Origin of the sequence: Vibrio sp. Vb1026 (genome assembly GCF_033338745.1) — a bacterium.
Classification (GTDB): domain Bacteria; phylum Pseudomonadota; class Gammaproteobacteria; order Enterobacterales; family Vibrionaceae; genus Vibrio; species Vibrio alginolyticus.
Genome location: NZ_JAWOTH010000009.1, coordinates 122,106 through 142,446 on the forward strand (window position 1 = coordinate 122,106; position 20,341 = coordinate 142,446).

The following is a 20,341-nucleotide window of genomic DNA, read 5'->3' on the forward strand; positions in this document are numbered from 1 at the left end:
AATGAAAATACTACTCCCTGTAGTTGTCTCATTAGCGTTAGTGAAACCAGTCCATGCGATGGACTGGTTTCAAACTAACACGCCTTTAACACAGGCACATCAACACTTACTTGAAGATGATCTTGCGGGTATGTTCAACTCTCTTGTTGAACTCTGGCAAACGGAACCAAGTAAAGATTTGACTCCTCACCTCAATGATCTTCTTGGTCAGTCACTATCTAAAAACTGTGGCAAGGCTCTCACTGGTGTAACGCTGCCTGATTGGATAAGTGGTGTGAACGTTATTCGTCAGACTATTCAAAGCCCTGGGCGAGATACATTTAGATTGGTGATCAAGCTAAGAGCTACAACTGACATCGAAAATATTTCATTTAATCGATGGGTGGATGATTCTATATCCGCGGACAGTTCATTCAGCTATGAACAACAGCCGAACGGGACAGAACTTGCCAACGAGCGTAGTTACTCGAAACGCTATAACTTAACCGGTAAGCTTGAAGCTGGTTTATATCACTTAACCGTTGTTTCTACTGATAAACAAGAGTATCGAACTTGGGTAATACTTGGAGATTCAAACTCTTCTCAATATGTTCGTTGGACATCTAAAGAGAATTGGAAAGTAGAAAAGAGCGCACTTCGTAATCCCCATTGTCCATTACCGCAACTTGAAGTCGGTTTGTATGACTACATTGATGGCCAGTACGAGCAAATGTGGAAAAAGACTTACGAGTCTAACTATCCAAATTCATTGGAGCTAGCGGGTGTCCCAAACGATAGATACGTATTGGCGGTAAGTATCAATAGTCGCCGTTGGCAGGGCGATATAATTGTTGAGCAGGCTCAAACTATTAGCCGAACTTATGATCTTTCCCAGGAAGAATAGTTAAAGAAATACTACTTGTGCCGATAAAGGTTCAGGACGAACTAAAATCACAAGTGTAGTATGAAAAACAAATATAAAATTCTTGCCACTTCTGTTGCTACTATTCTTTTCGCTAATGCTGCCTCTGCTGCTACTTATGCGATAGAGGCTCGTAGTGATGCAATGGGTGGCGTTGGTACCGTATCAGCAACTTATCTAACTGCGCCTTTTTTCAACCCCGCTCTTACTGCGATTTATCGTCGAAATGACGATGCAGGCATGATCGTGCCAAGTTTTGGTGGCAGCTACGATGATCAATATGATCTAGTTGATGAGATCGAACGCATCAGCAAATTAACAGACGTCGATGAAATCAAAAAATCGATGGATGCTATCGATGGGAAAAAGACAGACTTTGATCTTGGTGGTGTCGTTGCCATTGGTATCCCCAACAAATTCTTATCTGCAACTGCATACGGTAAGCTATACACTGAATCATTCGTACAACCAAATGTTGATACCTCAGGTACTAATCCATTAGATGATAGCTATGTACAAGGTGTTTCTATTGGCGTGGCTGAAGCAGGTATTTCACTTGCTAAATACACTAATTTCATGAACCAACACCTTTCTTTTGGTGTTACTCCTAAACTTCAGCGTATATACACATACTCATACGCCACGAGTTTTCAGAATTTTGATACTAAAGACTTACGTGAAAATGAGACCGCGGAAACGATGTTTAACTTAGACGCCGGCGCACTTTGGTTCTTTGGCCCATATCGTCTCGGTATTTCAGCGAAAAATTTGATCGGAAGAGACGTTAAAACAAAATCATTCCAATATGGCAGCGATACGATAAAATCATACGAATATAGCATGCGTCCTGTATACACCGTTGGGGCAGGGATTGTTGCCGATTACTTTACGATGAGTGTTGACTACGATCTTAACGAAGAAAAACGTTTTTCATCCTTTGATGATAATACGCAAATGATTCGAGCCGGTATTGAATTTGATATTTTGCGTCAAATGGCATTACGAGCAGGGTATATGAAGAACTTAGCTCGAAGTTATGACGAAGGAACCATTACTGCTGGTATCGGGTTGTCTCCACTTAAGTTGTTCGAATTGGATATCGCAGCTCAGTACACAAACGAGAACGCTATGGGTGCATCCATTAATTTCCTTGCTACCTATTAATCGAATCGTTATAGTCAGCTCCTCAAAATGAGGAGCTTTTTATGTTTGACGATTTACCCTCTCTATCTCACCAAGAGCAACAACAAGCTGTAGAGAGAATTCAAGAATTGATGGCGAAGGGCACAAGTACTGCAGAAGCTATCAAAATTGTTGCCGAACGGATTCGATCTGAGTACGCAGAAAAACAACAGCAACAAAACTAATCAATTCATGGACAGGGCATACGCCCTGTTTTTTTTGCCTTTCTATTTTCTATTCCTCTACATTCCCAAATACCACCTGGTTACGCTGTAACTACAATTTACTATACCTATATGATTTTAATCTTGTTCAATTACCTTTAAGACTAAATAGTGAGTTGGTAAAATTTTACCTCATTATGTTAACCTTGGTTTGCATAGTACAGGTAATTAGGCGTTTTTTAAAGAACTTACAAGTTAAACTCAATTATATCAATTGTTTACCTCGGTCTTTTAATCTGCCAACCATATTGGTCGCGATTGATCTTGTAATTTAATTACAAAGCCCAAGATAGTCTCGTTCTCAGGTAGAAGATTATGCTAAAAAAATAAAAAAGAGACACCGTAACTTATAACGATAATTCAACTAGAGTTATTAAATAAGCGATATAAGAACAGTAAGCACTCGCAGACATATGTAATAGATGAAGCGAAATTCATCTTATTGAGCTGCTTTTTTTAGCCGAAATACGTCTCCTGGATTTGAGCGGAGCGTTACATATTGAGCATGCTTAATCTAAAGTAGTTTTACTAAACTAGGCGACGTTGAAGTGGGTAATATGAAACCTCAAGAGTAGTAGAAATCAAGAGTAGTAACGCGTGTTACAACGTAATGTTTTCTGGCATCCTTCCTGTTAAATAGTCCGATAATTAGAGAAGAAATTGGAAAAACATCGTTGATCTTTGGATGAGAGGAAGCAACAAGGTTGCAATGAAAACTATTTGCCTGTTTTACACTAAACTCCTTTAACTATCATGTAGCAGTAGTTTTGATGTTGTGTTCGCTCTATGTGGACTAGACTTAATATGAGAACAAAAACTAACCAAGGGAGGAATGATGGGTTACAAGCACGTTTTGGTTGCTGTCGACTTATCTAAATCTAGCCAAGCCGTTATCGAAAAAGCAATAATGCAAGCAGATAACTCAAGCAGCAAACTCTCATTTGTTTACGTAGATGTTGATCGGATAGTCATGGAAGCGAAGGAAGAGCAAGAATTGGAAAGAAGGCTGCGAGAGCTCGCTGATAAATGCTTATACCCAGTAAACGAGACCATGGTAGTAATCGGCGATCTTCATATAAAACTATCGGGAATCGTCAAAAAAGAGGGGATAGATTTAGTTGTCTGTGGTCATCATCACAACTTATTGAGTCGCTTTTTTTCATCGATACCAAAGGTTGTGAACGAAGTTGAAGCTGATTTATTAATCGTCTATTTAGACGAGTGATCGACAACTCTTGTTCGCACTCATCATTTTTTGTCACTAAAAAGCCGAACGTTTATGTTCGGCTTGGTGTATCGGTGATAATAAAAGTTTTTAGCCAGGAATGATTGATGCCTCATGAGATAAAACAGATGCAGACTCCGCGTTTGACTGCAGATCAAAATGTACGTTAACTTGCACGCCTTCTCGCTCAAAAGTGACATCATCAAAATCGGTCATAGCGATTTTGAATCCATTTCTAGCAAAAAAGCCAGTCACCATAGTTCGCTGCTTAATTTCTAATGCAGACGCGAGTAGCTTATCCATGGCATTCTCCTTGGTTATTGTGGGGATATGGGTAGAAGATACACATCGATTGGTATGAAATCAATTTTATATAAAGTTGCTTTTGATGAAAATTTTAATGTAAGTCAATCTATCGTTTACCCCACGTGATTTATTCCACGCAAAACCTTGATAACAAGACGGCAGAGCATTTCACATTGTGATAGCAAGCATAAAGATGGGGGTGTTAATAAATACCGCTGAAACAATATGTTACAAAGATTAGCGTTAGGCCTAGTTGAGTAGACAACGCAAAATTCTAAATCTGAACAACCGCCCTAAAATGACTCACTCTTCAATACTTGTGATAACTCAGACCTAATAAAAGTAGATATCTCAGCTAGCTTTCTTGGCAAAGGGTTTTGATAAGGGTAGGCAATATACATGGAACGTTCTATATCAAAAGTTTGCGATATTCGGATGTTTTTGTCTATATAGTTACTTTTAATAAGATAGTTTGGAATGACACCAACCCCAACTCCCTCAGAAACAAAGTTTATTAAAATAGAGGTGTTATCAACTTCGATAACATCAGTATATTGATTTTTAATTGATTCCTTATTCGAATGATGTTTGTAGATCAATAGTGTTTTGTTGTTGGCATTACTTACCCTAGATATCAAAACATCACTATAATCACCAATTTTATGTGCAATAAGAGTGTCATCAATAACATTATTAAGCCTAATCGCTAAATCTACGTTGCTTTCTAATAAATTTTCTACATTGTTACTTGACGATATTTCAAAATCAACTTTTGGATATCGTTCTTTTAAGTCTTTAAGAACAGAACCAAAAATAGAAGAGGCTATAGAGTTGGGCATTGTGATTTTAAACTTTCCATCAATGCATTCACTCAACGAGCTAGCTCTGTAATTTAACTCGTGCAAACTCTCTAACGTCTTGATAGCAAGCTCTCTAATGCTTTAGTTAAAACGAGTTTCCTTGTTGTTCTGTGGACGAGTGTTACGCCAAGTTGTTTTTCTAATGCTGCTAGCTGCCTGCTGACTTGAGCTTTAGACTTTCCAAGTTCTTTTGATGCCGATGTAAGAGAGAGGTGTTTACAAATGGCTGCAAAGCAGATCAGCTCATTGTTCATCAATTCCATGATTGTTACCTTTTTGCAACTCTGAGTCACGTTGTCTTTTAACTGGTGGGAAAGTATAACTTGCATCATCGGAGGGGGACAATGATATTTAAAAGCCGCCATGAAATAATGGCAGACTACTATCTTAATAAAACCATATTGGATATTAAGTTAAACCAATATCCTGAAGAAATTAACTCAATCGGATTAAATATAGAAAATAAAGATTTAAAAATAAAAAATTTGTCTCGTGAAATTACTAAGTTGGATTCGGGTGATTTAATTCTTGATTGTGCATCATTGATAATGACTCATTCTATATCGGAAAAAGTAATAATAAAAGTTGAAATTGACTCTTTAAATTATAAAGTTAAACGTATGAGGATATTTAAATATGAAGACTGCAATACAAAATTCGAAAAGATCTGTTTATCAGAAAGATACATTGTATAGAATAATAAATAATATTTGTGCTTTGTATACCAAATCACTAGTAAAATTATTTGGTGAAGAGTTGAGAATCCATCATTGCAAACATAAGATTAATGTAAGAACCACTAACGAGTTGAGTGAACATATGAAGAAAGATCTAGGTATAGATTGAAAAGTAGAGAGTTTACATCTGTTAGATTCCTTGTTCCTATAAAACTAACGTAGTACTTACACGTTTGGGTTAAGCAAATGCGTGTCCATGTTGACTCATGTTGAATGAGCAAGATGCAGAACCAACGTGTACAGTGTTGAACGTAACCCAAGATACAATGAAGGAACTTAATCAGCCACACGGTTTTAAAGTTGATGACTGGTTATTATCAAGTTGTCGCTGTTGTGAAATCGAAGTTCACGGTCCATACAAGACAGTTGATGATTCTTGCAAAGCAGCAACAGCCAAATACGGTGTAACTAAACTGACTTCACCAATGCTAATCTTCTAACTCTTAAGTTCGCATTATATCTGCTTATGTTGAATACGATTGCATATGCTAGTCCTATAAAATGTCTCTCTTTTGAGGGACTATTCAATGAAGTATCACGAAATGACTAAAAACTATATTTTTCGTGAATTTGAATGTGGTTTATCCGTCGAACAAGCTGCTGAACTTTGTTTAAAAACTGTGAGAACGGTCAAAGAATGGGATAAAGGTAAAACCATTCCTCCGGAGTGTAAGAGGCTCATGAGAATGGCAAAGGGAAGGGAACTGAGCCCATCTGAACAATGGGAGCACTTTAAAATGCATTATGACAGATTGGAGCTGCCGACGGGGCAATTGGTTACAGCCCAACAAATTTTGACAGGTATAGCTCTAATAGAAATAAGCTCAGAGTTAGAACTGAAAACCACAAGAAAACTACTTAAACTAGCCAGAGTGATTGCAAAACTTTTAGACTAATTTAAATACCGCAGAATTGCGGTATTTTTTGACCTTTACAATAGAGCACATGTTTTGAGTGAAATCTGTTACGATATAGCAACGTTATTTTGTTAAACAGGTCGTTGAAAGTGAAAGAGTTTCTCGATGTGATTTTGTCTAGGATAAGAAGTCCTTTTTTGGGGATTGCATCTCTAGTTTATATAGTTGCTAGCTTTCCCCTAATCGCTAAGTTCATAATTGTTGGCTCTGATGAAAAATTAGCGATGCTAGATGCATATCATTTTAATTATGTACTCATGGCAAAATGTATAGGTATAGCTATTTTATATATTATTGTAGCTGACTGGTTACAAGTTGTAGTAGATCAGCTAGTAATATCTGCAAGGGAAAAAAGGAAAACAATAGCTTATAAGTCACAATCAAAAATTTTAGCTTTAGAGTATAAATCGACTAAGGAATATCAAGAAAAGTTATTCGACAAAGAATTAGAGGGATGGGATGAAGAAAAAGAAAAAATGAAAAAATTAATTCATAATAGTGAAGTGACAATAAATGAACTTCGATTTAATGAAAAAAAAGCAAATGAGAGAATTTCTGATTTAAATATTAAACTTGATAATATTAGCAACGAATTTCGAACCTACAAGGATAAACAAATTATAAAAGACAAGTGCCTTATAGAGAGTTTGTCTAAGCTTAACTTAATAAAGGAAGAGCTTGGGGTGAAAGAATTAAATGATGGGACGTCTTACATATCCACACTTGACAATATAGGGCGTGACGCACTAAAAAAAGACAACATAATAAAAATTGGCGATCACATTTCAGATGTATTAAATAATATAGAAAATATCGCCTTAAAGGATAGCATGATGTATTCAATGACAAAAGGCAAAACAACTAAGCTAGGTTTATGATATATGTTTAAAGAAAACTCAGATATTTTAAAAGATTTCATTACTCAGGCTAAAAACTCTTCATCAAAGCATGAATTTTTACAACAAAGAATCAAAGATTGCTGCACCATTGCTGAATATATTGTAGCCCAACCTCAAGAATGGGACGATAGGTGTGCTTACTCTATAGGACAAATAGGTGTTGGCTTTATCGAGAATATCAGCAACTTTGACAAGGATAATATAGATCAAGTCAATATTATTTACGTTGATATGTATCGTTTTCTTTGTGAGTTTGACTTTTTAACCGGTGAAGGTAAAGAGATAAACAGAATTTTAAGAAACATGAAAAAAGAGATTTGTGGAAGGCTGTCTGAAATTGATGACCAAGCACTAAAATCTGAACTTACTTATGTCTCTTATTTATTGCCAGCACAAATTATTAAAAACTTCCTTAGTGATAGTAGAATCAATATAAAAGAGGATTTTATAAATAAGGTTAATCAAGCCGACAAACTTCGAGGAGAATGGAATGATGAATTAATAGAAAAGACTGAAAAGGTAGAAAACCTAAAAAGAACACTAGATAAACTTCAAAATGAATACAACTTTGTTGGTCTAAATCAAGGGTTTGAAAAACTAGAAAAGAAAAAAAAGAAAGAAAAAAATATATCATTATCAATTTTAATATTAATGGGCTTGCTACTTCTAGCGCCATTGGTTTATGAATTTCTTGCAATTCAAAACAAAGAGGTGAATTTTAAGGATCTCATTGCTTTTATCCCTTTGGTTTCAATTGAAATAATACTAATTTATTTTTTCAGAGTGATTTTAATTCATTACAAGGAGGTCAAAACACAAATAATGCAAATTGAATTGAGAATGACACTTTGTCAGTTCATTGAAAGCTACACAAGCTACTCTAAAGAGATAAAAGAGCAAGATTCTAATGCACTAGAGAAGTTTGAAAATATTATTTTTAGTGGAATATTGTCAGATACAGAAAAGTTGCCCTCGACTTTTGATGGATTTGAACAATTGGGCAGCTTAGTAAAGTCTCTTAAGCAGGCTTGATGTAACATAGAGTCACGTTTCCATAGTTTAGTTCGAATATGTTAGGACTGGCATTGAATTGGTACACCCCTGAGTACACCTCGGGGATGTACCAAAAAGCCAATTTTAAACACCTGATATGCTACCATGCACTCATGTTTTATGAGTGAGAAACAGAAAGTGCCTGAATTACTGATATTTATATCCTTAGCGTGTATGGTGTATCTATTCACAAAGAAGGGTAAGAAACCGAAACGTAGGCTTAACGAATGGGAGCAAGGTGCAACGGTTAGAAGACCGAGCAGCATACATTCTTTTGAACCAAAAGCTGTAGAAAAGAACCCAAAGATAGTCGAAGTACCTTCGCCGAACCCTTGCAATAAGGCCAATTCTGTACCTCACAAGAAAAGTACATACTTGGCTACCAAGACAGAGCGCAGATTCTACAAAGTGTTGCAGGAGCTCATACCTGATGAATACGTAATTCATAGCCAAGTTTCATTGATGGCATTGGTTCAACCGACCAACTTTAAAGATAACTCTCGAACTTGGGCTAAAAGAATGGACTACGTGATAACGGATAGAGATACAAAAGTCTTGGCGGTCATCGAGCTAGATGATTCATCCCATAGGCAGAAGAAGAGACAAGAACGAGACATATACGTAAACAATGCACTTAACGGACACCATCCGTTACTTAGGTTTGAAGCTAGAAGTTCTTATGACAAAACACATATCGCAACCGTATTAGAGCGTGACACGATAATAAAGTGTAGAGAATTAGAGAGCGTATTACAGTACAGCTAAAGCAGAGCCGAACAGCAATTGTTCGGCTTTTCTTTTAACTCAAAGTATCGTGGTTCTTATCGTTACTTTAAGTTCTTTATCTACCGTATTGGTTTTTTCTGACCGGAATAACGCACCAAGTAACGGAACATCCATCAAGACCGGCACACCGCTTACCGAGTCGCGCTGCTCTTGGGAAATCAAACCACCTAAAGAGATCGTTTGGCGATCTTTGACCTTAACAACGGTTTGCAGTGTTCGCGTATTGGTGATGATGTCGGATGCGATAGAAGAGTCCGTTACCGAGTCAGATTTTTGCATTATCTGCAACACAACATGATCACCAATCACATGCGGTACTACCTCAAGTGACACGCCCACATCCTTACGCTCAATTTGCTGGACTCGATTACCGCCGTCAGTTACCTCAGATGAAGTGAGGAACGGCACGTTCTGACCAACCGTGATATAACCGCGCTCCCTGTCCATAATGAACATGTTTGGGCGTGATAAGAGCTTGGTATTCTGATTCTTTGATACAGCTTTGATAAGTGCATTGAAATCACCGCCCTCATAGAACAACAGGTTATCAACGGCTTTCTTAATTGCGGTAGGCTGCGAAACAAAGCCAGCCTCACTCAGTGCCAAGTCCATATTCACGCCGATTTCTTGAGAATCACCGAGCTCAGTTTCGGTAATCACCGCCTCGATAAAGACTTGCTTTTGGGGTCTATCAATCCCTTTGATGAGCACATCAATGTGCTTCAATTGATTCTCAGAGCCAGTCACGATAATGCTGTTTGTGGTTGGTAGCACTTCAACCTTGTAGTTCTTAATTGCTTTGTTGTTCAGTGTTTGATTCTGAGTTGCAGCAAGCATCGAGGAAATCAAATCAACGACCTTGGTATTTCGAACATTCTCAAAGAAGTACAGCTTCACTTGAGAGGGTTCGAACGTCTCCACCTTGTTAGCATCGGCAATGATGGTAAAAACGCCGTGGTCATGCGTAAGCTCGTAACCATGCGCACGAAGTACCGAAAGGAAAAAGGCAGGATAGTCCTCATCTTTCAAATCCGGTGCGGTAAAGCTGACCTCGCCAGTGACACCATGACCGAGCACAACTGTGTTTCCAGTGTGAACCGAGAACCACGATGCAAAGTCTCCAATCGGTGTGTTCTTTGCCTCAAAAGGCGCAGAGCTTGCGGCAAAAGAAAGCGAGCTGAGCAGGGCGCACGTAAGCAGTAAAGTGGTAATGCTTGATGTGGAAAAGTTGGAACAAGCCGTTGTTTGTTTCTCAACTTTACCACAGCGCATGATAAGTAATGAGCGCGCAAACAGTGAGCCTCCGGCGCAATAAAGTTCTTTTTGTATTTCTGAAAGAAAAGCTGTGAGTTTTGCGATTATCCATGACATAAAGCGCACCTTTTTCCCTAGCACATGACTTTGAATGATTGACCGTTGCCACTCACCGTAATGGAGCAAGAGCCGTTAGATTGAGCCGTAAAGCCTTTTGCGTATAGTTGCGACGACGACAGACGCACATCGTCCTTAACCAGCACAAAAGACGGGGCAACGTTTGGGGGATTCATTGAAGATTCGATTCGATAGCCGTCGAGCAAGTCACTCAATGACTCGCGAGGCACCACGGCTTGAGCCGTTTCGGGTTCCGTCGACATGTTCGGCGTGCCAACTAAGGTGAACACCGCAAACGAGACGGCGACACCTGCCGCAAACACACTGAATCGAGAGTATTTGCGGAGATAGATTTTCGTAATGCGCATGATATTTCTCAACGTATACGGGACAGTGTAACGTCCGTGGGTATAGTAGGGCGGCAATACTGAATAAACGCCGTCCTCATAGTTGTTTCTAAACATCTGCTTAGTGTCGTAAGAGCTGTATAAGTCCGTGCCCCAGAGCATCCATTTATCAACAGTGAGTGAGTTCGCATTGTCACCATACTTCACAATGCCAACGTGCAACTTGGGCATTTTCAACTTGAGTTGACCGAGCGTCAGAACGGATACCGCAGTCGAAATGATAGGGACTTGAAGACGGTCTAAACGACGACAAAACACGGTGTGTTCAGCCAGTGCGAGACGCGCTTGCTTATCAACAATCGAAATGTCTTGAACGATGAAAATGACATCCCATCCGAGCTTTCGAATATGCAAAAGGTGATCAATTAACTTTTGTCGATTCTTGTCGTTCCATGTGCGCGAGTTGAACCACGTTCCGCACTCATCGAGGACAATCAAGCCGTCTTTTTTGGTGTCATAGCTTTTGTTTGCCGAACCAATCACCATCAAATCTTCCACTTGAGGCTTGTCCGGTAAGCGATAAAGGCGAGTGTTGCGCTTATCGCGTCCAAGCATTTCTTTCAAGTTGATATCGAGGTTTGTCGCCACAGGCACACCGCGCATAAATGCCTCGCGAATCTTACCGACTGCCGTTAGTGTTTTACCTGAGCCGAGCTTACCCGTGACAAAGTATACCGATGCCATTACGCCGCCCTCACAATCGCGTAGAACTTCCACTCCCACACCCAACGCAGCAGACGCGCAGAGTAAATCGCACTCACACAAGGCACGGCGTTATTAGGGATGAACATACCCGCTGCTTGTGACCACATTGGAGGAGCAACATAAGACAGACCCGTTGCAAGGGTATAAATTGCCAAGGTGAGGGTGACGGTTAAACCGATTAGCAGCGTTAAAATGACCAAGTTAATCGTGACGTTTCGTGCTTTCGCAATGAAGAACCAACCAAATAACGTGGTCGCTATCTGAGAGATAAAGGCAACCAGAGCAGGGAGGCGCAGCGCCGTCCCAATGGTACTGACAATTGGTAATAGCTGAATCATTAGTAATATCTCCCCGAACCTGGCTTGTTACTTGGTACAGGCGTGACCTCAGTCAGCAGGATTTCAACAAGCGTCTTAATCGTGTAGATGTAAATCAGAATTGAGATGATCATTTTGAGTTTCTGCGAAAACTCACAAGAGATAGAAGCGCGACCACCGCCAAGCGTAGGCAAGGATAGATTCATGCAGGGCGTAGGCTTAGGTAACACACTCAAAAACGAATCCGATATAGCATTAATATGCCCCTCAGATTCCGCCGTCAGATTCTTCTCAATCAAATCGTTAGCCGCATCGGTCACGGTCTTTTCATAGGCATTCATCGCACCAGACACGGCTTTATCCGCTTGAGTCAGCACATCACCGACATAATCCGAACCTAAACCATGAGGGTTTTCACAATAGTTGTTTTCCTCGGTAGGCTCACAAGGCTTGAGGTCGTCGAGCTTATCCGATAGCTCTGCAAATCCATCAGCGTTAGTGGTTTGCAAATCATCGAGTACCTTAACAACCTCACCGACAGAATTGGTGTTTCGATTGACCGCCGTCGTGATGTCACCGTTAGCTTGCTGAATCAGCGCCTTAGTGTTTTCGTAAATCTTGTTGTCGTTGATTTGCTGCTTTTGAATCGCTTGGGTGTTAGTCACCATCGACGCATTAAGCGCAATGATTTGGTTTTGAATATCAGCGCTCGATTGATTGAGGTCGACATTTAGCGCGTTGAGTGCTTTGTTCACATCCGAATTAAGCCCTTTGATCGCACCAACTACTGCCGTGTCAGTGTTTTCATCTGTGTCAGGGTCTTCAACTTCTGGCTCATCTTCGGTATCCGGTGGATTCACTGTATTGGTTGAATCGTCAGGGAGCACGCTAGGGTCTTCGATATCACCCGTTGGGTCGTCAGGGTCGTGAATCGGGTCATCGGGAATAATAGGGGTGTCAGGACCATCTTTACCCCAAAATAACGTACCACCATCACACTGATTACCAGTGAATTGAAACTTACCGTGACAGCGAGTGTTTTGGGTAAATTCGCCCGAATCTACATCGGTACAAAGCGTAGTGTCATTTGGAATACGCTCAAGCTCACAACGGGTTGCACCAAAGTCGCCATAACACGCCCCCGTGACTTGCTCACCATAAACATAAGCCGACCAATGAAGTGATTGAGTGTCATTGATGGACTGCTTGAACTGGCAAGCATCCATACAAGTGCCGTCAGGGTTTTCACCAAACTCACATGCAGGAACGATAGGTTCGCAGGTGTAACCATCACCGTCTTTTACTTTTTCATGGTCTGCTGGACACTTAGCAGTATCATGACGGAACCATACAGTTTGAATTTTCGGGAAAGAAGAGCTGTCGGTATTACACATTATACGTAAGCCGAACTCATCGCTATCCATGTAACATGACTTAGTGGAGAAGTCTTTGTATCGAACAAACTTATTTTCATAACAAGAGACATAAGAATAAGGGTTAACTCTCATCCCCCTAGACAGTTTGCAGTCTGGATAAGCTATAACATCCCTCACAGCGTAAGTAGGTTGAGCTGCACTTACACTAAAAGCACTAAACAAAACACCCAATAAAATAATCAGTGACGCTATGCTTTGTTTAATGTTCATTTGTAAATCTTCCTCGTGAAAAATAACGCCCCCATTCGGAGGCGTTGACCAATGGGTGTATAAAGCAGTCGTTAGAATTACGTTGCTTTGTTTGCACCTTTCTTGAATAGCTTGATGCCGATGAAACCAACCGTCATTGGCACGGCGATGCCCCATGTCGAGGTGAGCATTTCAGTGACGTAACTTGCCAGTGTGCTAAAGGCTTGTGTTGCCACTTCTGGCAGTGCTGCATTCGCAGAAGATGCCGCCATGAGAAGTGCACCACCAAATGCCGCACGTTTTGCTGTTACTACTGCGCCAGCCTTAGCCATTGCTGCGCGTACTTTGCTTTGCTTTTCCATAGTCTTATTTCCTATGTTATGGTTTATGAAGAAGTTGAAACCTCAGCCGCTTTCTTGAATCCGAGAATGTGGAAGCCAATCGAGAAGCCAAGGATAAAGGCTGTCGCGAAACAGCCGAGCATGAACTCTGATGACAGCATTTATCTTTGTCCTCCGACCATCCAACCGAGCGCAACTAGCAAGAAGCAAATGCCTAAGAACACCATCAACTGAAAGTTATCGAGTCGAGCCATTAGCTCTGCAAATTGCGTCTCGGTCATGATTTAGCCCTTACTTTTCATTAAGTTGAGGTAGGGCGTAGAGGTGGAAACCGTCGATAGATACGTGTTTACCCTCATCGTTACCAAAGCTGAATTTCTTGTGTTCCACATCAAACATCATGCGATTGCCCACACAGCGCTTGAGCAGTTCGCCAGCCTTGCCGTTTTCCCAAAGCTCAGGAGAGACACGCACTTCAATGGTGTCTGTTGGGTTGGTTGTGATTAGACGCAGTTTGCCGTTTTGCTTTTGTTCGCCGTTACGGTCTGTTTTGGTTTCTTGAACGATGTCTGAAGCATCTAGAATTAAACCTTCCATTCTCATAGTGTTTTGCCTTTATTTTTACGTTGTTGGTTAGTTGAAAATTGAAATGACAGTTATTGACACAAGTCCAAGGGAAATTAATGCATCATGTCGGGCGGGGCTGCGCCCACCCAACACGACGCATTAATTTCCTGAGGGTCAGTGAGCAACAGCGCTTCCATTTCGTCATAGAGCGCTAGGTGTTTTTCGTATTGCTCGTAAAGGTCGTCATACATACGCTCGTATTCTTTTTCACGTTCTAGCGCGTCGAAGTAATCGACCACGTTAGACATGATGCCTTGTTGAGCACGGATGAATTGCTCTTTGTTCTCGGTCTTCCAAGTACGGAAGCGAGTTGCGATAAAAATCTTATGGAACATCAAGCCATTCAAACGCGCTTGAGCCATATCACCGTAGCGAGTCGATGAGTATTCACCGCCCGAAGCAATCAGTTTTTCGATAGAGGTTGAAACGGAATATTCCGCTTTTACTGGTTGGTCTTTGCGCTTAACGAACACGCCGCCCATTGCGTAACAAAACGCTTTCCAGTCGCCCTCATCAGCAGAGCGGCGAACCTTTTCTAATAGAAAGTGTTCGTCTTGAGATAAATCTGTAAACAAAGCATCGTCCTCTTTGAATTCATCACGAAGACGACGAAGCTCACGCCATACCGTGACAGATGGACCACCAATAAATTGAAATTGACGAATTTGATTCACACGCGCCCAAGTTACGACACGTTCCGCCGCATCTGAGCCTGACAAAGACGAGCCTTTGTCAGAGTCAATGTGCTGACCGTCGATGTTTTTGCTCAGGTACTTAGCGACATAACCAACGGCTGAACCTTGCGACCAGTCGATAACTTCGGCTTTGAAACGGGCTTTCTTTGCACCTTTTTCGTCAGGAGAGTCAGCCATAGCAAGACGACGAAACTCAGACGTCACAAATTTTCGTGCGGATTTCTCCATGAACAGCAACAAGTGGTGATGCGGTGTGCCGTCTTGGTGAGGCTCGACAATGCGCATCCCGTAAACCTTGATTTTGCTCTTATCAATCGACTTACGAAGATTTGCCCAAACGCCCATTAGATAAGCGTGAGCCGCTTTCGCATCAGGCTTGCCAGCCTCAAGCCATTTCGGGTTGATGTCGCCTTTAGAAACAGAGTGAAAACGAGACGGAGCCGTCACAGTGAAGAACACCGCATCGTGATTCGATTCTTGAGCGATTTCCTCAAAGCCACGCAGACGAACAAACATTTCAGCGCGGCGAATCTCAGCGTTAGAAACCGACTTAGCCGATAACTCACTGAGTGTGAAGTAGTTAGACGGGTCAGCCTCATCGTAAGCAATCGTGTTTTCTAGCGCGATGCGGTTAGACGTATTGCGGTCACGTTGACGGCTTAGAGAAAAATCCGAGCAGTAAACTTGCTTACGGCGTTGAACAAGCGCTAAATCACGCGCAACACATTCAACCTCGTAAGCACATTTACGGCGCAGCTGACGAACAAGCCAATGCTCATCAAGCGCACGGTTCACCAATGCGAAAAGTTCACAGTTGTTTTCTGCGTATTGAACTTGCTCAGGTGAAAATGCCAAGCCTAATGAATCGAGAAGCTGACACGCTTTATCAAAACGTGCTTGTGATTCTTCAAGCGGAATTGCACTTAACACACGAGAAAAGTCGCGTGATTTGCGCTTAGCTAGATTGGTAATTTGCTCATCCGACATCGCGTAGCTGTAGCCGTGCTCAGTCAAACGAGTATGAGCCTCGTTAACCGCGCGAGCCGCTTCCAAAACGTTGCGTGTTTTCAGAATGTCGGTGTAAGCGCGTGTCATGTGTCGAGCGAAGTCGCCGTTACGGTGTAATGATTTCGGCAAGTCCAAACAAGGGTTAGAAGTAGGGCGCTCAATAAAATCTGACAGGTCGTGTGAGTAGATTGACGCACTCATTGCCGATTTCACAGCCGACGGAATGAAATCCTCAGGCGTTGTGAATCTGTGGTCGACGTACTCAAAACGATGGTCGAATAAGTTATCAGGAATGTGCTCACAAGAAGCCCAAGAATGGACAGGAACAAAATCAATCCATTCTTGTTTGCCTGATGCCAAATCAATAACAAGTTCACGCATTATTGAGCCTCAAGCTCTGAGTAGAATTTACGCTTTTCATCTTTGCCAGAGCAATGTGAAACAACCAGATACTCATAAACAGTGACGCGACCGTCAGAGGCATAGTCGCGAGCCAAATCACCACAAAACTCATGGTCAAGATAAAACGAAAAAGTTTCGTAATCGTCGTATGGGATTTCAAACGAGTCGTAGATAAGGGAACCAAAAAAATAAATACCCGCCGCAATAACCGAGACAAGGAACAAACTCCAAGCGCGATTCAGATATATTTCTAGTTTTTTTGTATTGGAGACTTCTGACATAACAACCACCTTGACTAGTTGTGAGAGCGACCGCCAAAGCCAAGCGCGAAAGCGTCAAGGGCAAACGCCCAGAGCTAAGGCGGTCTGATACTGATTGAATAACCAAATTTGGTTAGTAGCGTAATCACCAAAATTGGTTAGCGCAAGACACCAAAAATGGTGATTGATCAGCTAAACTGACGGAAACGGAGGAAGCGGTATGTATCAGAACAAACTATTAGATGCCTACAAAAAGGCTCAAAGTTACGTACAAGACAAACAAATTGCAGCGGATATGAATGTGCCGCCGCAGAGAATCAGTGATTTCCGCAAAGGAAAGCGTTATATGACTGATACACAAGCAATTTTTCTTGCAGAGCAATCAGGTTTAGACCCTGAGATTGCATTGCTGGGTTGTCACGCTGATCGCAATGATAATCCGCAGATAAAAGCAGTATGGGAAGGAATTGCAAAAAAGTTTAATGGGCTTGGATTGTCAGGAATCTCAATGGCTTGCACTGGATTAGCCTTAGTGATTACAAGTCCACAGGAACCACTATTACAGTGCGCATTATATGTGTTATGTTAAATATGTAGGGTTTTTAGTTAAGTTCATAAGCAGGTCTGTTTCAATCACTTACCCTGCTTTCCAATCACTTGCCTATTGTGAGTTATAGGTCTACGCTAACTTCATGTGTTGGTTTTTCTAGGTTCTTGTTAGGTTCATAAGAGTATGCATATTTAACAGTATTCTGATTTACCATAAAATAGCTAATATCGATCTATCAATCTACGATTGCTTGCTCTTCAATTAGCAACTTATAAAAAATGGCGTCTATTTCTTTAGACGCCATTTTTGTTCACTGGAAATATTAAATTAGCCACCGGCTAATTTGACTGTCATGCCTTTCTTTTCAAGATGTGCCTTGATCTTGTCTCTAGCATCACCTTGAATCTCGATATTGCCATCTTTTACAGAGCCACCACAGCCACAGACTTTTTTGAGTTCTGCCGCTAATAACTTTAAAGGTGCATCATCCAAGTCTAAACCTGTAACAATGCATACGCCTTTACCTTTACGGCCTTTCGTTTGGCGCTGAATCCGAACAACACCATCGCCTTTAGGGCGAGATACTTTTTCTTCTTCCGGTTTAATTCGACCGGTTTCTGTTGAATATACCAGAGTCATTCTATTGTTTCTTTTGTTGTTGAGCTTGCATCGCTTTTTGCTTTGCAACCAAATAAGCTTCGATATGGCGTTGAATAGCGGCTTTACTGCCCTTAATCAGTTTACCATTAAACATACAGTACCAAGAGTTAGGTTGGCCTGTATCGTTTTGAATAGTATAGCCGTTAAAGACCTCTGATTTTGCAACACCAGTTTGCTGCACTCTTTGTCCGAGTGAAGCAAACTCTTTGGGATCAATAATCGATGCGGTGTCACACCACCAATCAATGCTTTTCTTTACCGCCGTCAAACTGCCCTGTAAAACGTGGTTCTTGATTTTAACCTTCCAAACACTGCCATCTGATCCGACTGACTGCAGGTTAAAACCTCTATAATTTGAAATCGCCATACCACTGAGTCATCTGTTTAATGCGTTGATATAATCATAAGCGTTGATATAATCATAATTGCTACTGAGCAATATTCAAATACGGCTTGAATAAACCTTGCTCTAGAAAACAACTTGTATCATAAAACGCGTCTCGATAACGTTAATCACTTTGCACTGTTTATACAATCTTCCAAGAACTCATGAAATTTGTGCCCGTTGTTTTGAAGCATTTTAGGGAACATTGAGATCGGAGTCATTCCTGGAAATGTGTTTACTTCGTTTAAGTAAATCTCATCATCTTCCGTTAGGAAAAAGTCGATACGAGATAAATGACGAAGATTCATTTGTTTAAATACCGTCTCTGACGCGTGTTGGATGGAATCTAATTGTATTTGAGTTAGATTCTTCGCCTCAACTTCTGTGAGCGAGTGACTTGAACTGCTGTACTTTTCATCGTAAGAGTAAAAAGCACCATCAGGCGCGATGACCTCGCCTGGCTTAGTGATATGTAGTTGGCCATTCATCTCATATACAGCAACTTCAAGTTCTCGAGGTTTTACTGCTTTCTCAACCAACACTTGGTCAGAAAACCCAAAAGCATCATTTACTGCATTAGAAAGCTTGTCTTTTTCTGTGACACTGTAACAGCCAACGGAAGAGCCTTGGCGAGCGGCTTTAACAAAAACTTTTCCCCACTTTTCAAAGGCTTTATGAGCTTGAACGTGAGCTTCTTCATCGTTTCGCGTTAAGAATAAGTATGGCGTATTGGGTATGCCGATAGCGTCGTACCAAAGCTTAGATGTGATTTTATTGAAACTATTGCTACTCGCTTCTGGCCCGCAGCCAAGATAAGGAATACCTGCGATTTCAAACAGAGATTGAATGTCGCCTGTTTCGCCAGGAAAACCATGTATACAAGGCACGATGAAATCAATGGTTTGATTAGATTCACTTGAGCACAACTGCTTGGTATTGAGATCCAAGTAAACCAACTCACCTTGGTTGGTCATCCAACCTTCGTTTTTTATTTCTACGCGTGTAACGTGAACGTCTTCAATAAGATTTAGTTGTTGTTCGACAAAGTTTGCAGACAATAATGAAATCTCGTGCTCAGAAGAGCCACCGCCGCATAGTAAAAGAATATTTTTAATCATGAATCCATCTTTCCGTGACCTACAAAAGATACTATTTATTATGATAAACCTTTGAAGTGTGACGTACAGTAATTTTAATGTGAGGAATGTTGTTCGAATAGGATTTGAGCAAATAAATAAGGGAGCTATTCGCTCCCTTATTTGATGTGTTAATTTAATTTGTTAAGCGTTGGGTAAGCTGAGTTTTTGATTGCATCAATGCTTTTAACAAATGGTCTTAACTGCTGAAATTGAGCTGGCAAAGTCGAAATCGCTTGCTTGGCTTCTGCGCTTGTTGCGTAGTCTCCGTATAAAACTGAGAACCACTTAGTACCGTTTACAACTTTGTAGTTTTCCCAAATTGGCTGACCGTTCTGTGGCAGCTTATTTGCAAACTGATCGACTTTCGCTTGGCTACCCACAGCTGCGACTTGAATGGTATAGCCGAATCGTTGAATGCCAGCTTGCTTTTTACTTGGTGGTACGATCTTAACTGGCTTCGCCTGCTCTTTTGGCGTTAGCTTGACTACTTTCTTCTCTTCAGGCTTTGCCGTCATTTTCACAACAGTTGGTTGTACGTCTTTTTCTACTACAGCGTTTTCAGACGCCATAATTGGTTTAGAGATACGATCTGATTTGTAGTCCTCTCGGTAACTTTCTGAGGTCACATCCGTGATGTAAGTTTCAGATGCACAAGCAGAAAGCAGAACTGACAAGCCGATGATTGCGATTTTTTTCATGAAGTAACAAATGCTCTGGATAAATATTACGATAAATCATGCCGATAGCAGGGCCGTTTAT

The 20,341-nt window shown here is 41.0% G+C and carries 24 protein-coding genes and 1 pseudogene; 11 read left to right on the forward strand and 14 right to left on the reverse strand.

Annotated features, from left to right (window positions below; genetic code table 11):
* The first annotated feature begins 1 nt into the window (after position 1).
* The 4 genes from R7E47_RS14865 (at position 2) to R7E47_RS14880 (ending at position 3,532) form a co-directional block, all read left to right on the forward strand.
* Entirely contained in the window at positions 2–883 is an 882-nt protein-coding gene (locus R7E47_RS14865) for a DUF2861 family protein (RefSeq protein WP_005388048.1), read from the forward strand.
* Between the two features lie 60 nt (positions 884–943).
* Positions 944–2,065, forward strand: a complete 1,122-nt coding sequence (locus tag R7E47_RS14870) for a conjugal transfer protein TraF (protein WP_318084532.1) — start codon at positions 944–946, stop codon at positions 2,063–2,065.
* Between the two features lie 41 nt (positions 2,066–2,106).
* Complete coding sequence (locus R7E47_RS14875; RefSeq protein ID WP_258474718.1) at positions 2,107–2,268, forward strand: YoaH family protein; 162 nt, start codon at positions 2,107–2,109, stop codon at positions 2,266–2,268.
* 874 nt (positions 2,269–3,142) lie between these two features.
* Positions 3,143–3,532 (forward strand): universal stress protein, encoded by a 390-nt coding sequence (locus R7E47_RS14880; RefSeq protein ID WP_172563962.1) that lies wholly within the window; start codon positions 3,143–3,145, stop codon positions 3,530–3,532.
* A 90-nt stretch (positions 3,533–3,622) separates the two neighbouring features.
* On the opposite strand, the gene R7E47_RS14885 is transcribed toward R7E47_RS14880, so the two are convergent.
* A complete protein-coding gene (locus R7E47_RS14885) occupies positions 3,623–3,835 on the reverse strand; it encodes a hypothetical protein (RefSeq protein ID WP_005376260.1) in 213 nt (70 codons plus the stop codon).
* A 296-nt stretch (positions 3,836–4,131) separates the two neighbouring features.
* Positions 4,132–4,961, reverse strand: a pseudogene (locus R7E47_RS14890) (LysR family transcriptional regulator).
* Positions 4,962–5,042: 81 nt separating this feature from the next.
* Here R7E47_RS14890 and R7E47_RS14895 point away from each other — a divergent pair.
* From R7E47_RS14895 to R7E47_RS14920, 6 genes are all read left to right on the forward strand, one after another.
* Positions 5,043–5,393 carry a hypothetical protein gene (locus R7E47_RS14895; protein ID WP_258670246.1) on the forward strand — a complete coding sequence of 117 codons (351 nt, stop codon included), beginning with the start codon at positions 5,043–5,045 and terminating at the stop codon, positions 5,391–5,393.
* A 248-nt stretch (positions 5,394–5,641) separates the two neighbouring features.
* Positions 5,642–5,875, forward strand: coding sequence for a hypothetical protein (locus R7E47_RS14900; protein WP_318084536.1), 234 nt, complete (start codon positions 5,642–5,644; stop codon positions 5,873–5,875).
* 87 nt (positions 5,876–5,962) lie between these two features.
* Positions 5,963–6,331, forward strand: a complete 369-nt coding sequence (locus tag R7E47_RS14905) for a regulator (protein WP_258483541.1) — start codon at positions 5,963–5,965, stop codon at positions 6,329–6,331.
* Positions 6,332–6,441: 110 nt separating this feature from the next.
* Positions 6,442–7,230, forward strand: a complete 789-nt coding sequence (locus tag R7E47_RS14910; protein ID WP_318084540.1) for a hypothetical protein — start codon at positions 6,442–6,444, stop codon at positions 7,228–7,230.
* 3 nt (positions 7,231–7,233) lie between these two features.
* Entirely contained in the window at positions 7,234–8,283 is a 1,050-nt protein-coding gene (locus tag R7E47_RS14915; protein WP_318084542.1) for a hypothetical protein, read from the forward strand.
* 126 nt (positions 8,284–8,409) lie between these two features.
* The gene (locus R7E47_RS14920; protein ID WP_318084544.1) at positions 8,410–9,069 is read left to right on the forward strand and encodes a DUF2726 domain-containing protein; all 660 of its coding nucleotides are present in this window, start codon (positions 8,410–8,412) and stop codon (positions 9,067–9,069) included.
* Positions 9,070–9,108: 39 nt separating this feature from the next.
* Here R7E47_RS14920 and R7E47_RS14925 read toward each other — a convergent pair whose 3' ends face one another.
* The 8 genes from R7E47_RS14925 to R7E47_RS14960 all read right to left on the reverse strand — a co-directional run bounded on the left by R7E47_RS14925 (position 9,109) and on the right by R7E47_RS14960 (position 16,869).
* Entirely contained in the window at positions 9,109–10,461 is a 1,353-nt protein-coding gene (locus tag R7E47_RS14925; protein WP_318084546.1) for a secretin N-terminal domain-containing protein, read from the reverse strand.
* 17 nt (positions 10,462–10,478) lie between these two features.
* On the reverse strand, positions 10,479–11,552 hold the full coding sequence (locus R7E47_RS14930) for a zonular occludens toxin domain-containing protein (protein WP_318084573.1): 1,074 nt from the start codon (positions 11,550–11,552) through the stop codon (positions 10,479–10,481).
* Positions 11,552–11,911, reverse strand: a complete 360-nt coding sequence (locus R7E47_RS14935; protein ID WP_024701224.1) for a DUF5455 family protein — start codon at positions 11,909–11,911, stop codon at positions 11,552–11,554. The genes R7E47_RS14930 and R7E47_RS14935 overlap by 1 nt, the downstream gene beginning before the upstream one ends.
* Positions 11,911–13,536, reverse strand: coding sequence for a methyl-accepting chemotaxis protein (locus tag R7E47_RS14940; RefSeq protein ID WP_318084548.1), 1,626 nt, complete (start codon positions 13,534–13,536; stop codon positions 11,911–11,913). The genes R7E47_RS14935 and R7E47_RS14940 overlap by 1 nt, the downstream gene beginning before the upstream one ends.
* A gap of 77 nt (positions 13,537–13,613) precedes the next feature.
* Positions 13,614–13,877, reverse strand: a complete 264-nt coding sequence (locus tag R7E47_RS14945) for a major coat protein (RefSeq protein WP_021448020.1) — start codon at positions 13,875–13,877, stop codon at positions 13,614–13,616.
* Between the two features lie 270 nt (positions 13,878–14,147).
* Entirely contained in the window at positions 14,148–14,453 is a 306-nt protein-coding gene (locus R7E47_RS14950) for a hypothetical protein (protein WP_012841822.1), read from the reverse strand.
* Positions 14,454–14,536: 83 nt separating this feature from the next.
* Positions 14,537–16,567 (reverse strand): replication endonuclease, encoded by a 2,031-nt coding sequence (locus tag R7E47_RS14955; protein WP_318084550.1) that lies wholly within the window; start codon positions 16,565–16,567, stop codon positions 14,537–14,539.
* Positions 16,567–16,869, reverse strand: coding sequence for a hypothetical protein (locus tag R7E47_RS14960; protein WP_025518896.1), 303 nt, complete (start codon positions 16,867–16,869; stop codon positions 16,567–16,569). Before R7E47_RS14960 ends, R7E47_RS14955 begins: the two co-directional genes overlap by 1 nt.
* Positions 16,870–17,068: 199 nt before the next feature.
* Here R7E47_RS14960 and R7E47_RS14965 point away from each other — a divergent pair, with 199 nt between their 5' ends.
* The gene (locus tag R7E47_RS14965) at positions 17,069–17,437 is read left to right on the forward strand and encodes a DUF3693 domain-containing protein (protein WP_318084551.1); all 369 of its coding nucleotides are present in this window, start codon (positions 17,069–17,071) and stop codon (positions 17,435–17,437) included.
* Between the two features lie 288 nt (positions 17,438–17,725).
* Here R7E47_RS14965 and yciH read toward each other — a convergent pair whose 3' ends face one another.
* The 4 genes from yciH to R7E47_RS14985 all read right to left on the reverse strand — a co-directional run bounded on the left by yciH (position 17,726) and on the right by R7E47_RS14985 (position 20,280).
* Positions 17,726–18,037 (reverse strand): stress response translation initiation inhibitor YciH, encoded by a 312-nt coding sequence (gene yciH / locus R7E47_RS14970; protein WP_005376292.1) that lies wholly within the window; start codon positions 18,035–18,037, stop codon positions 17,726–17,728.
* 1 nt (position 18,038) lies between these two features.
* The gene (locus tag R7E47_RS14975; protein WP_005376294.1) at positions 18,039–18,425 is read right to left on the reverse strand and encodes a DUF3319 domain-containing protein; all 387 of its coding nucleotides are present in this window, start codon (positions 18,423–18,425) and stop codon (positions 18,039–18,041) included.
* A 146-nt stretch (positions 18,426–18,571) separates the two neighbouring features.
* Positions 18,572–19,561, reverse strand: coding sequence for a D-alanine--D-alanine ligase (locus R7E47_RS14980; protein WP_318084553.1), 990 nt, complete (start codon positions 19,559–19,561; stop codon positions 18,572–18,574).
* 149 nt (positions 19,562–19,710) lie between these two features.
* Positions 19,711–20,280 (reverse strand): SPOR domain-containing protein, encoded by a 570-nt coding sequence (locus tag R7E47_RS14985; RefSeq protein ID WP_005390018.1) that lies wholly within the window; start codon positions 20,278–20,280, stop codon positions 19,711–19,713.
* Positions 20,281–20,341 lie beyond the last annotated feature (61 nt).